The sequence below is a fragment of the Corynebacterium sp. genome, from assembly GCF_030535495.1.
GTDB lineage: Bacteria > Actinomycetota > Actinomycetes > Mycobacteriales > Mycobacteriaceae > Corynebacterium.
Genome location: NZ_JAUNRW010000080.1, coordinates 1 through 10,584, shown reverse-complemented (window position 1 = coordinate 10,584; position 10,584 = coordinate 1). Strand labels below are relative to the sequence as shown.

Genomic DNA, 10,584 nt, shown 5'->3' with positions numbered 1-10,584 from the left:
CGAGCAGGTTGTCACCGGTCTTGCCGGGGCGACGGTTCGCCTCGGCGTAGTAGCGACGGAACTGCTTCTCCAGCACACCGTAGGTGTACTTCGCCTTCTGCTTCTCCTGCAGCTGCAGGAGGTACTCGGACTCCTTGATGCGGGCGCGGCCAGCCTGACCCGGGGGGTAGGGGCGACGCTCGAATGCCATATCTCCGCCGACGAGGTCGACGCGGAGGCGGCGGGACTTACGGGTGACAGGGCCGGTATAACGAGCCATGGTAAGTTACCTCTTCCTTTCTTAGACGCGACGACGCTTCGGCGGACGGCAGCCGTTGTGCGGCTGGGGGGTGACGTCCGAGATGGAGGACACCTCGAGGCCGGCGGCCTGGAGGGAACGGATGGCGGTCTCGCGGCCGGAGCCCGGACCCTTGACGAACACGTCGACCTTCTTCATTCCGTGATCCATTGCCTTACGGGCAGCGTTCTCGGCAGCCATCTGCGCAGCGAACGGGGTGGACTTACGGGAGCCCTTGAACCCGACGTGGCCGGAGGAGGCCCAGGAGATGACGGCACCGTTGGTGTCGGTGATGGACACGATGGTGTTGTTGAAGGTGGACTTGATGTAGGCGTGGCCCTGGGCCACGTTCTTCTTGACGACGCGACGACCAGTGCGGCGCGCGCCAGAGCGAGTCTTCGGAGGCATGTTCTACTTCTTCTTTCCGGCGATCGTCTTCTTCGGACCCTTACGCGTACGAGCGTTGGTCTTGGTGCGCTGGCCACGGACGGGCAGGCCACGGCGGTGGCGCAGACCCTGGTAGCAGCCGATCTCGATCTTGCGACGAATGTCGGCCTGAACCTCGCGACGGAGGTCACCCTCGACCTTCCAGGAGGCCTCGATGACGTCACGGAGGGCGGCAACCTGGTCATCGGACAGGTTGTCGGTGCGCAGGTCGGGAGAGATGCCGGTCTCTGCGAGAAGCTGGGCGGCACGGGCGGGGCCGATGCCGTAGATGTAAGTGAGTGCGACTTCCATGCGCTTGTTGCGCGGAAGGTCAACACCTGCAAGACGTGCCATGTGGTACGTACCTTTCGGGTTGTTTACGGTGGTTTTCTCCCTACTCGTCCCCACCAAGCGATGCTTTGCCCGGACCGATGACCGGACGATGGATCGTGATTCGTGGGGCTTCAGCCACCGCGGCCGAAGGTGAGTGTGACGTGTGAGGGGCACAGTGATGCGACCCGTGACTCACGCCGGTGAATAAGGAGGCGGGTGGTCTTACTTGTAGCGGTAGACGATGCGTCCGCGGGTCAGGTCGTACGGAGACAGCTCCACAACGACGCGATCCTCGGGGAGGATACGGATGTAGTGCTGGCGCATCTTGCCACTGATGTGAGCGAGAACCTTGTGTCCGTTGTCGAGCTCGACACGGAACATTGCGTTCGGCAGGGGCTCGACAATGCGGCCCTCAACCTCGATTGCGCCTTCCTTAGCCATATCCTCCACATTCCTGGTGCCCTCACGTGGTGGCACCTGCTGATTTCACAGATCTACTGCTGGCGCGCATGCGTTCGCATACACACCAAACAGACACCCTACCTGCACTGGCGTGGAAAACCAAACCCCGAACCAGCGCGACGTCGATAAGCACTCCCCCGTGCTTATCGACGCCCCGCTTCCCCCCTACCGTGCGCGACTAGTAGATGAAGACCTTGTCGTAGACCTTGAGATCGTTGAAGTAGCGCTGGGCGTCGGCCATGTTGAGGCGGACACAGCCGGCGGACTCGAAGCCGAGGTTGCCCTGGTGGAAGGCGTGGCCGTTGTTGGTGAAGTACACCGCATACGGCATCGGTGCGTTGTTGTAGAGGTAGGAGACCTCGTCCTTGACCTTGCGGGTGACGTGGAAGGTGCCGCGCGGGGTCTCCTGGCCCGGCTTGCCCGGGGCGTGGGAGACGGGGCCGTAGTACTTGCCGTTGGCGTTCTGCAGCCAGGTGCGGCGGCCGTCGATGTCGACGCAGACCTTGGCGTCGCGCGGGCACGGGCCGTAGTCGAAGTTGTCGCGGGGGGCCGGGGCCGGGGCGGGCCGGGGAGCCGGCGCGGGGGCCGGAGCCGGGGCGGGGGCGGTGCGCTCGGAGATCAGGCCCGGGAAGGCCAGGTCGAGGGCGCCGTCGATGAGGCTGGTGGCCGTGTCGGAGGAACCGGCCGGCAGGTTACCGGCCCCGCGCTGCAGATCGTTGCGGGTGTTCCATGCCCCGTCACGGAGCTGCTGCTGGTCGATGCCGACCTGCGAGGAGAGGTCCTGCGCCTGTGCGGCGACGGGCACCGCGATGAGCGCGGCGGCGGTGGCGACAGAGGCGAAGGCGGTGCCGAGACGGCGGCTGATGGTACGCATGGCTAGGAGTATAAACCCGGTGACGCGTTTCTACCGCCTGGGGGTGAGAATTCGCGGCCCCGTGTCGGTGGCGGCGACGGTGTGCTCCCAGTGGGAGGCGAAGGAACCGTCGAGGGTGACCACCGTCCAGTCGTCGTCGAGAACCGCCGAATCCGTCGTCCCCAGCGTGAGCATCGGCTCGATCGCCAGGACTGATCCCGTCTGGATGCGGGGGCCGCGACCCGGGCGCCCCTCGTTGGCCAGGAAGGGATCCTCGTGCATGGTCTGGCCGATGCCGTGCCCGCCGTAGCCGTCGACGATGCCCAGTGCCACGCCGAACTTCTCCTCCGCCGCGCGGGTCGCCGATTCCAGGGCGTGGGAGACATCGGTGAGCCGGTTGCCCGGGACCATCGCCTTGAGCCCTTCCTGCAGGACCCATTCGGTGGCCAGATTGAGCTTCTCCACGTCCTCGTCGAGCTGCCCGATACCGAAGGTCCAGGCCGAATCCCCGACCCAGCCGTCGAAGGTCGCCCCACAGTCGACGGACAGCAGGTCGCCGTCCTCCAGGATGACGTCCGCGGCGGGAACACCGTGCACGATGACGTCGTTGGGCGATGCACAGATCGAACCGGTGAAACCCAGGTACCCCAGGAAGCTCGGCACCGCGCCGGCGTCGCGGATGGTGGCCTCGGCGATCTGGTCGAGCTCGAGGGTGCTCACCCCCGGGGCGGCCGCGGCCTTCACCGCCTGCAGTGCCTTCCCGACGATCTCGCCGGCGGCCTGCATGGCGTCGAGTTCGCCCGGGGTCTTGGCGGCGATGGCACGGCGCTTGGAACGAATTCCCATGGTCACTCCTGTGAGAAATGGCGCAGCCGCGCCCCGGGAGACGGGGCGCGGCCTGGCCGACGTGATGGTGGTGCTACTTGCCCAGCGACTGCATGGCGCGGTCGTTGATCTCCTCGACCTCGCCCTCGGCCTCGATCGAGATGATCTGATCGCCGTAGTGCTCGATGAGCGGGGCGGTCTCATCGCGGTAGACGCCGAGGCGGGTGCGGATGGTCTCTTCGTTGTCGTCCGCGCGGCCGCGGGCGAGCATGCGCTCGACGACGACATCCTCGGCGACGACGAAGTTGAGCACACCGTCAAGGGTCTGGCCCTTCTCGGCGAGCAGCTCCTTGAGAATCTCGGCCTGCTCCACGGTGCGGGGGAAACCGTCGAGGAGGAAGCCGTCGGCGGCGTCGGACTCCTCGAGACGGGACTTGACCATGCGGGCGGTCACATCGGTGGGCACGAGCTTGCCGGCGTCGATGTAGCCCTTGGCCTCGACACCGAGCGGGGTGCCCTCACCGATGTTGGCGCGGAAGAGATCGCCGGTGGAGATGTGCGGCACGCCCAGCTTCTCGGAGAGGAGAACGGCCTGGGTGCCCTTGCCGGCACCGGGGGGTCCGAGGAGTACAAGTCTCATTTGAGGAGTCCTTCGTAGTTGCTTTGGAGAAGCTGGGATTCAATCTGCTTCACGGTTGTCAGGGCCACCGACACCAGAATGAGGATCGCGGTACCACCGAAGGCCGTCATACCTGCGCTGGCATTACCCACACCCAGGTCGAGGGCGATGTTCGGCAGAACAGCAATGATGCCGAGGTAGGCGGCACCGACGAAGAGCAGTCGGTTCATGACGTAACCGAGGTACTCCGCGGTCGGCCGTCCCGGACGGATGCCCGGAATGAAGCCGCCGTACTTCTTCATGTTATCCGCCTGCTCGGCCGGGTCGTACTGAACCGACACATAAAAGTACGAGAAGAAGATGATGAGGACGAAATACACGACGATGTACTGCCACGACGACGGCGTCATCAGGTACTGAATGACGTTGCGTTGCCACCAGTTGTCCGTCGTCGCCACCGAGCCGGAATTGACGATCTCGGTGATGAGCACCGGCATGTAGATGAGGGAGGAAGCGAAGATGACGGGGATGACGCCGGCCTGGTTGACCTTGAGCGGCAGGTAGGTCGAGGTGCCGCCGTACTGGCGACGTCCGACCATGCGCTTGGCGTACTGCACCGGGATGCGGCGCTGGCCCTGCTCGACGAAGACGACACCGACCACCAGAGCGATGACAGCGGCCACCACGACCGCGAACACGACGCCACCGGACGTCTGGAGGATGTTGGTGCCGTCGGTGGGCAGGCGGGTGGCGATACCGGCGAAGATGAGCAGGGACATGCCGTTGCCCACGCCCTTCTCCGTGATGAGCTCACCCAGCCACATGACGAGGATGGCACCCGAGGTCATGACGGTGACCAGGAGGATGAGATCCCAGATCGTGCGGTCCGGGATGAGCACGGCGATACCCTGGCCGAGCAGCTGCTCGCGGTCGGCCAGCGCGACGATGCCCGCGGACTGGAGGAGCGCCAGCGCCAACGTCAGGTAACGCGTGTACTGCGTCATCTTGCTCTGACCGGCCTGACCCTCCTTCTTCAGCTCCTCGAAGTGCGGGATGACCACGGTCAGCAGCTGAGTGATGATCGACGCCGTGATGTAGGGCATGATGCCGATGGCGAAGACCGACAACTGCAGCAGTGCACCGCCGGAGAACAGGTTGATGAGCGAGTAGACGCTGCCCTGCTCCTGAGTGAGTTCACGAAGACGCCCACTGATCGACGCGTAGTCGACACCGGGGGACGGGATCTGCGCACCGATGCGGTAGAGAATGACCATCAACACCGTGAAGATGATCTTCTTCCGCAGGTCGACGTCCCTGAATGCCTGAATAATGGCGGACACGAATCCTCCTGGCCCCGCTCCCCGGGCTCGCTGAACGTGGGGAAACAAGGGAATTGACACGATTGACTTGATCAGCCTACCAGCGCACCTTCATAACGTCTCAGTCACGGCCCCGCTGGGGAACGTCCGGTGCTTCTCGACGCCCCCGTCACCTCACTCCCGCGCGCCCGCGTTGTGCCACTGCGCGTGCTGCCGGCCGGCTGCGGGATCAAAGGTCGCGGTGAGCGAGTAGTCCTTCGGCCAGGCCGCGAACTGCGAGCGGTCGTTGACGATGAGCCGGTAAAGCACCCCGCGTTGCCGGGGCACCTCAACGTCGTCGATAAGCAGCCTGAGGTGACTGCGCCCGCCGTCGCGGGAGATCTCCCAGGCCCCGGCGACGTGTCCACGGTCGGGGTGGGAGGCCATGGTCACCCGCCCCTCACCCGCCTGCCCGATGTCGAGCGGCGGGTCGAAGACGATCTCGGTGTCGGCGAGGTGGATCCGCTCGAGCGCGTTCCCGGCGAAAAGGTAGGTGCTGCCGTCGTGGTCGTAGCGGTCCCCGGTGGTGCGGACCCGGGTCATCGTCGTGCTCCACGTGGGGAAGATTTCCATGATCTCGGCGTCAAGGGAGTACTTCACCCAGCTGCGCAACTGCCCCTGCACCGGGACCGGACCGGGAAAGGCCTGCAGAGCCACCTCGCGGCCGTCGATGGTGACCTGTGCCTGCAGGCCCCGCAGGCGCAGGAACTCGAGGTCGTTGATCATGAACAGAGGGAACAGTTCCGGGTGCGTCGAGGACATGCCGACGGGCGCCAGGAGAGTAAACGGCACGGAACCAGCAGTCGATCCCTCCCGGATGTCGACGCTCACGCGGCGCCCCTCCGGATCCTGCAGCGAGAACGCGATGGTCACCCTCCCCCGCCCGTCCACCTCGATCACGGGGTCACCGAGATCCTGATGGGAGTAGTTCTGCACCCCCTTGCCCGTGACGGCGCTGCGAAGGTCGGGATCTGGGCTGAGAGTGAGATCGTCGAAGAAGTCCGCGTACCCGTCGTGCCGGTAGGCGATGACGCGGTAGCCACGCTCCCCCTCGCGTTCGATGTACTGCGGTTCAAAGCTCGAGTACACCGGGTCCGCGTCAGGTTCGATCTCCACCAGGGCCAGGGCCGTGACCTCGTGCCGTGCCGCGGTGAGCGGCAGCCACACCTCGCGGTCGGTGCCGGGGCGGTCGTAGGCGCCGGTGTCCACCGCCGCCGCGCCCGGGGGTCGATACCGCTCCCACGTCTCGAAGACCAGCAGGCCCCCGGCGGCCAGGGCGATGACGGACGCCACCGCGAGGATCCGCCGCCCGGGCCGACGCCGGGTGCGGGCCACCCCGGCTCCCAGCGTGAGGGCGAGCAGCACCACTCCCGCCACGATGCTCATCGGCGCGGCGATGAGCGCCAGGATCGCGAACAGCAGGGCCAGGGCAGCCATGTCATCGCCTCATATCGGGCGGCAGCAGGCTCTCGCCGCACAGGTTGTGGGACATGCGCTCCAGCACCGACAGACAGACGGTGAGCTCGGCATCGTCGACACCCGCGAAAAGCTCGTCGAGCATGCGCTCGCCCCACTGTTCATCTGCGGCGGAGAACTGGGCCGCCGGGGTGGACGTGATGGTGCGGGCTCGCTGGTCCGCCGGCGAGGGCGCGGTCGCGATCAGCCCCTTCGCCTCCAGGGCCCGGAGCAGCTTGGCGGTGTTCTGGTGCGAGGTACCCAGCGCCCTAGCGATGACGGCGGTCGACGGAACCGGTTGCGGCAGGTTACCAATGACCGCCAGCGCCAGCCACTGCTTGAGCGTCAGGCCGTCGAGCCGGGTGTCGTACTCGCGCTGCATGCGGTTGGACAGTAGAAGAACCCCGGCGAAGATGGCGTGGCGAGGGTGCGGTGTGCTCATACCCCAATAATACAACTAGTTACATTCTTTGCTTCTCTCGTCACCTGCTATACAAGAGCCATGCGCCTCGAAACTCTAGGTCGCCCCCCTTCAGCCCCCTCACCGGAACCCTCGTCGCCCCGCTGTGGGTCCTCGTTCTTGTTCATCTGGGCCGTCCCCCATGAGTGCGGTTTCCTCGTGCGCATGGTGCCGACGGCGGTCTTTGCCCTGGTGGCCGTCGCATCTCCGATTCTCATCCTCAAAGCCGGCCTCCCGATTGTGGGTTTCCCGCAGACCCCGCCGGCGGTCTGATGACAGCCATGATCTCCGTCCTTATCGTCGATGATGACCCACTGGTCCTCGAGACCCTGCCCCTGTACCTGCACTCCGCCGGCGATCTCCGGGTGGTGGCGACTGCCCGTCACGGGCGCGCCGCCCTCGAAGCGCTGGATGAGACTGCCGTCGATGTCATCCTGGCCGACATCCACATGCCCGTCATGAACGGCCGGGATCTGCTGCACCACGTCCACGGGTTCGCCGATCCCCCGGCCTTCGTCGCCATGACCGGCGTCGACACCGACGAATCCATGTTGTCCATCCTCGCCCAGGGCGGCAGCGGGTACATCATCAAGTCCGCCCGCCCGGAGGAGTACATCGCCGCCATCCGCGACGCGACAAAAGGTGGCACAACGGTCTCGCCGCAGGCGATGAGCAGACTCCGCGACTACCTGCCGACGCCCGGGGACGAAGAGGTCCGCCGACTGTGGGACACCCTGTCCGAACTGGACCGGTGCATCCTCCACGAACTGTGCACGGGGAAGTCCAACGCGGACATCGCCCGGGCGCTGCACTACTCCGAATCGACGATCAAACGGCGACTGTCCCACCTGGCGGCGCAGTTCGCGGCATCCTCCCGACTGGAACTGGCGGTGACCCTGCTCAATGCCCACATCGTCTCCTGACCGCCCCCGACCACCGGTGGTGGAAACGCCGGCCGGGTGGGCCCGGTTGGCGGGGTTGGTGAGCCTGAACATCGCGGTGGTCGCCCTGTACCTCGACGTACAGACCGCCACCACGGTGGCGCTCATGGTGGCCTCCGTCGCGGCGGTCACCACGGTGCCGCTGTATCCACGACTGTCCCCCGTCGCATACGTGGGGATCTTCGCCCTGCAGACGCTTCTCCCGCAGGCGGACCCGGGGCTACTGGAGTTCCTGGCTCCGTTGTGTGTCTTCCTGGTGGCCCACCGAGGCGTCTGGGCATCCACCATCGCCGTGACGCTTCCCCTCTGGGGTCTCGGTCTGGTCGGCGCATCCCCCGACCGCGCCCTCTTCTGGACAGCGCTCATCGTCGCCGCCGCCGCCGCGGGCCATGTGCTGCTGAGCCACCACCGGCAACGGCGGTTACTCAAGGAACAGTGGGAGGCGGACGTCCGCCGTCGACGCCTGGCCACAGCCCAGACCCTGCATGACACGGTCGCCCGCTCTCTAACCTCCATCGTCATGCGCGCCGAGGCCCGGACGCTGCAGTCCGGGGACACCGCCGACCCCGCCTTCGCGGAGATCGCCGACACCGCCCGCCGTTCCATCACGGAGCTCCGCGAACTTCTGCGGGCACTCACCCGGGACGACACCCCGGATCCGGCCCCGGCTCCCGCCAGTGTCATTCAACTGCTCCAGGGGGCGGCGGCCTCCCTGCGCGACCACGGATTCACCGTCACCCTCGAGGCCGCAGACATCCCTGTCCCCGGTGATGATCTGCCGGCCGTCGCAAAGATCCTCGATGAGCTCACCGCCAACGTCATCCGTTACGGTGATCCCGACGGCGCGGTCCTGCTCCACGTGGATGCAGCGCACGGGATACTCACGATGTCGAATCGGGTGCCGGACAACGCCACCTCCCCCGTCGGCACCGGCGTCGGACTCCGCCTGGCACAACGGCTGGCCGAGCGACACGGTGGGGAACTGCGAACCGCCGCCACCGGTAGTATGTGGACCGCGCATCTGCGCCTTCCCACCTCTGACCGAAAGTAGCGACCATCCTCGTGCACCGGAACTGGACGCGTCTCGCCTGGGCGAGCATCCTGCTCGTCTTCCTGCTCAGCTGGGGGTTCTGGGTGGTTCCCGTGTCATGGTACGGCGTGCGGGACTGGCTCTTCCTCCTGCTGGCGATTCCCCTGGTCAATGTGGCCGGCATCGTGGCGTTCCGGACCCGAAACCGGCTGCTCGGCGCGGCGACAGCGCTCTCCGTGTTCGCCCCCTTCCTCATTATCTTCGTCTCCCTGCTCATGTGGGGGCTTTAGCAGCTCGCCCCGCTGCGGGCAAGGCCCGTCCACAGGACGGTCCTTTCGTCCCACAAGCCGCAGAAGGCAGCCCGACCTCCCCGCGGCGCCGGTAGCGTCCGGGGTAATGGGGACCATCCGGGTCCCGAACCTCGAGTAGACGGGAGCACGACGATGAACGACACGGACAGGAAAGCACAGGGCTCCGGACTTGTGGGCTGGTTGAGCATCCTGGTGGTGTTCGTCCTCAGCTGGGCCTTCTGGCTCGTCCCGGTGTCCTGGTACGACGTGCGGGAATGGTTGTTCCCGCTCCTGGCAATCCCGTTCATCGCGCTGGCGGGTGTCATCGCCTTCCGCACCCGCAGCGTCCCCCTCGGGATCATGACGGTGCTCTCCATCTTCTTCCCCGTCATCATCATCTTCGTCGGAATGATGATCTGGGGCATCTGATCCAAGGGGGCGTCGATAAGCACGAAAAAACCACCGCCCCCATAGGGGACGGTGGTCATCGCGTCAGAGAGGTTTAGGCCTCGGTGACGGTTCCGCCGGCTGCCTCGATCTTCTCGACGGCAGACTTGGAGAACTTGGTGGCGGTGACGTTCAGCTTGACGCCGAGGTCGCCGTTACCCAGGACCTTCACCGGCTGCTTCGGGCGCACGAGGCCCGCTGCGACGATGTCGGCCACGGTGACGTCGCCACCGTTCGGGAAGGCCTTCTCCAGGTCAGAGACGTTGACGACCTGGAAGGTGACCTTGTTCGGGTTCTTGAAGCCCTTGAGCTTCGGCAGACGCATCTGGAGCGGCATCTGGCCACCCTCGAACGCTGCGGAAACCTTGTTACGGGCCTTGGTGCCCTTGGTGCCGCGGCCGGCAGTCTTGCCGCCCTTGCCACCTTCACCGCGACCGACGCGGTGCTTGGGCTTGTTGCTGCCCGGAGCCGGGCGCAGATCGTGGAGCTTGATGGGTTCGCTCATGATTTACTCTCCTGCCACTTCTTCAACCGTGACCAGGTGACGCACGACGTGGATCTGACCACGGGTGGCGTCGTTGTCCTGCTTGATCACGGACTGGCGGATCTTCCGCAGGCCGAGGGCCTGCAGGTTGGCGCGGGTCTTCGGCTTCTCACCGATGAAACCCTTGTTGAGGGTGATCTTCAGTGCCATGGTTCAGGCCTCCTGACCTGCGCGTGCACGCAGCATACGGGCCGGGGCGACCTCCTCGACGGTCTTACCGCGGCGAGCGGCGACCTCTTCGGGGCGGACGAGCTGCTTCAGGCC

General features: G+C 65.9%; 16 protein-coding genes and 1 pseudogene. 4 read left to right on the top strand and 13 right to left on the bottom strand.

What is annotated here, in order from left to right:
• The 10 genes from Q4F73_RS09465 to Q4F73_RS09420 form a co-directional block, all read right to left on the bottom strand.
• Positions 1-259, bottom strand: a 259-nt coding sequence (locus Q4F73_RS09465) for a ribosomal protein uS4 family protein (RefSeq protein ID WP_368660523.1), incomplete at its 3' end; no start/stop codon positions are given.
• A 21-nt stretch (positions 260-280) separates the two neighbouring features.
• Positions 281-685: a 30S ribosomal protein S11 gene (gene rpsK, locus Q4F73_RS09460; protein WP_303359100.1), complete on the bottom strand. Its 405-nt coding sequence runs from the start codon at positions 683-685 to the stop codon at positions 281-283.
• A 3-nt stretch (positions 686-688) separates the two neighbouring features.
• A complete protein-coding gene (gene rpsM, locus Q4F73_RS09455) occupies positions 689-1,057 on the bottom strand; it encodes a 30S ribosomal protein S13 (protein ID WP_085549443.1) in 369 nt (122 codons plus the stop codon).
• A 201-nt stretch (positions 1,058-1,258) separates the two neighbouring features.
• Positions 1,259-1,477, bottom strand: a complete 219-nt coding sequence (gene infA, locus Q4F73_RS09450) for a translation initiation factor IF-1 (RefSeq protein WP_003854422.1) — start codon at positions 1,475-1,477, stop codon at positions 1,259-1,261.
• A gap of 199 nt (positions 1,478-1,676) precedes the next feature.
• Entirely contained in the window at positions 1,677-2,372 is a 696-nt protein-coding gene (locus Q4F73_RS09445) for a L,D-transpeptidase (protein ID WP_303359099.1), read from the bottom strand.
• 30 nt (positions 2,373-2,402) lie between these two features.
• On the bottom strand, positions 2,403-3,197 hold the full coding sequence (gene map / locus Q4F73_RS09440) for a type I methionyl aminopeptidase (RefSeq protein ID WP_303359098.1): 795 nt from the start codon (positions 3,195-3,197) through the stop codon (positions 2,403-2,405).
• A 73-nt stretch (positions 3,198-3,270) separates the two neighbouring features.
• Positions 3,271-3,816 (bottom strand): adenylate kinase, encoded by a 546-nt coding sequence (locus Q4F73_RS09435; protein ID WP_303359097.1) that lies wholly within the window; start codon positions 3,814-3,816, stop codon positions 3,271-3,273.
• Complete coding sequence (secY, locus tag Q4F73_RS09430; RefSeq protein ID WP_303359096.1) at positions 3,813-5,135, bottom strand: preprotein translocase subunit SecY; 1,323 nt, start codon at positions 5,133-5,135, stop codon at positions 3,813-3,815. Before secY ends, Q4F73_RS09435 begins: the two co-directional genes overlap by 4 nt.
• Positions 5,136-5,288: 153 nt before the next feature.
• Positions 5,289-6,590 carry a hypothetical protein gene (locus Q4F73_RS09425; protein ID WP_303359095.1) on the bottom strand — a complete coding sequence of 434 codons (1,302 nt, stop codon included), beginning with the start codon at positions 6,588-6,590 and terminating at the stop codon, positions 5,289-5,291.
• 1 nt (position 6,591) lies between these two features.
• Positions 6,592-7,050 (bottom strand): MarR family winged helix-turn-helix transcriptional regulator, encoded by a 459-nt coding sequence (locus Q4F73_RS09420; RefSeq protein ID WP_303359094.1) that lies wholly within the window; start codon positions 7,048-7,050, stop codon positions 6,592-6,594.
• 299 nt (positions 7,051-7,349) lie between these two features.
• On the opposite strand from Q4F73_RS09420, the gene Q4F73_RS09415 reads away from it, so the two are divergent.
• The 4 genes from Q4F73_RS09415 to Q4F73_RS09400 all read left to right on the top strand — a co-directional run bounded on the left by Q4F73_RS09415 (position 7,350) and on the right by Q4F73_RS09400 (position 9,758).
• On the top strand, positions 7,350-7,991 hold the full coding sequence (locus Q4F73_RS09415; RefSeq protein WP_303359093.1) for a response regulator transcription factor: 642 nt from the start codon (positions 7,350-7,352) through the stop codon (positions 7,989-7,991).
• Between the two features lie 58 nt (positions 7,992-8,049).
• Positions 8,050-9,060 carry a sensor histidine kinase gene (locus tag Q4F73_RS09410; protein WP_303359092.1) on the top strand — a complete coding sequence of 337 codons (1,011 nt, stop codon included), beginning with the start codon at positions 8,050-8,052 and terminating at the stop codon, positions 9,058-9,060.
• 11 nt (positions 9,061-9,071) lie between these two features.
• Complete coding sequence (locus tag Q4F73_RS09405) at positions 9,072-9,329, top strand: hypothetical protein (protein ID WP_303359091.1); 258 nt, start codon at positions 9,072-9,074, stop codon at positions 9,327-9,329.
• 153 nt (positions 9,330-9,482) lie between these two features.
• Positions 9,483-9,758, top strand: coding sequence for a hypothetical protein (locus tag Q4F73_RS09400; protein ID WP_303359090.1), 276 nt, complete (start codon positions 9,483-9,485; stop codon positions 9,756-9,758).
• Between the two features lie 73 nt (positions 9,759-9,831).
• Here the strand turns inward: Q4F73_RS09400 and rplO are convergent, their stop codons facing one another.
• From rplO to Q4F73_RS09385, 3 genes and pseudogenes are all read right to left on the bottom strand, one after another.
• Entirely contained in the window at positions 9,832-10,281 is a 450-nt protein-coding gene (gene rplO / locus Q4F73_RS09395; protein WP_303359089.1) for a 50S ribosomal protein L15, read from the bottom strand.
• A 3-nt stretch (positions 10,282-10,284) separates the two neighbouring features.
• Complete coding sequence (gene rpmD, locus Q4F73_RS09390) at positions 10,285-10,470, bottom strand: 50S ribosomal protein L30 (RefSeq protein ID WP_085549436.1); 186 nt, start codon at positions 10,468-10,470, stop codon at positions 10,285-10,287.
• A 3-nt stretch (positions 10,471-10,473) separates the two neighbouring features.
• A pseudogene (locus Q4F73_RS09385) lies at positions 10,474-10,584 on the bottom strand (30S ribosomal protein S5); the annotation flags it as partial.

Coding starts and splice junctions, on each gene's coding strand:
- rpsK (WP_303359100.1), bottom strand. CDS start 685: ATGCCTCCGAAGACTCGCTCTGGCGCGCGCCGCACTGGTCGTCGCGTC.
- rpsM (WP_085549443.1), bottom strand. CDS start 1,057: ATGGCACGTCTTGCAGGTGTTGACCTTCCGCGCAACAAGCGCATGGAA.
- infA (WP_003854422.1), bottom strand. CDS start 1,477: ATGGCTAAGGAAGGCGCAATCGAGGTTGAGGGCCGCATTGTCGAGCCC.
- Q4F73_RS09445 (WP_303359099.1), bottom strand. CDS start 2,372: ATGCGTACCATCAGCCGCCGTCTCGGCACCGCCTTCGCCTCTGTCGCC.
- map (WP_303359098.1), bottom strand. CDS start 3,197: ATGGGAATTCGTTCCAAGCGCCGTGCCATCGCCGCCAAGACCCCGGGC.
- Q4F73_RS09435 (WP_303359097.1), bottom strand. CDS start 3,816: ATGAGACTTGTACTCCTCGGACCCCCCGGTGCCGGCAAGGGCACCCAG.
- Q4F73_RS09425 (WP_303359095.1), bottom strand. CDS start 6,590: ATGGCTGCCCTGGCCCTGCTGTTCGCGATCCTGGCGCTCATCGCCGCG.
- Q4F73_RS09420 (WP_303359094.1), bottom strand. CDS start 7,050: ATGAGCACACCGCACCCTCGCCACGCCATCTTCGCCGGGGTTCTTCTA.
- Q4F73_RS09415 (WP_303359093.1), top strand. CDS start 7,350: ATGATCTCCGTCCTTATCGTCGATGATGACCCACTGGTCCTCGAGACC.
- Q4F73_RS09400 (WP_303359090.1), top strand. CDS start 9,483: ATGAACGACACGGACAGGAAAGCACAGGGCTCCGGACTTGTGGGCTGG.
- rplO (WP_303359089.1), bottom strand. CDS start 10,281: ATGAGCGAACCCATCAAGCTCCACGATCTGCGCCCGGCTCCGGGCAGC.
- rpmD (WP_085549436.1), bottom strand. CDS start 10,470: ATGGCACTGAAGATCACCCTCAACAAGGGTTTCATCGGTGAGAAGCCG.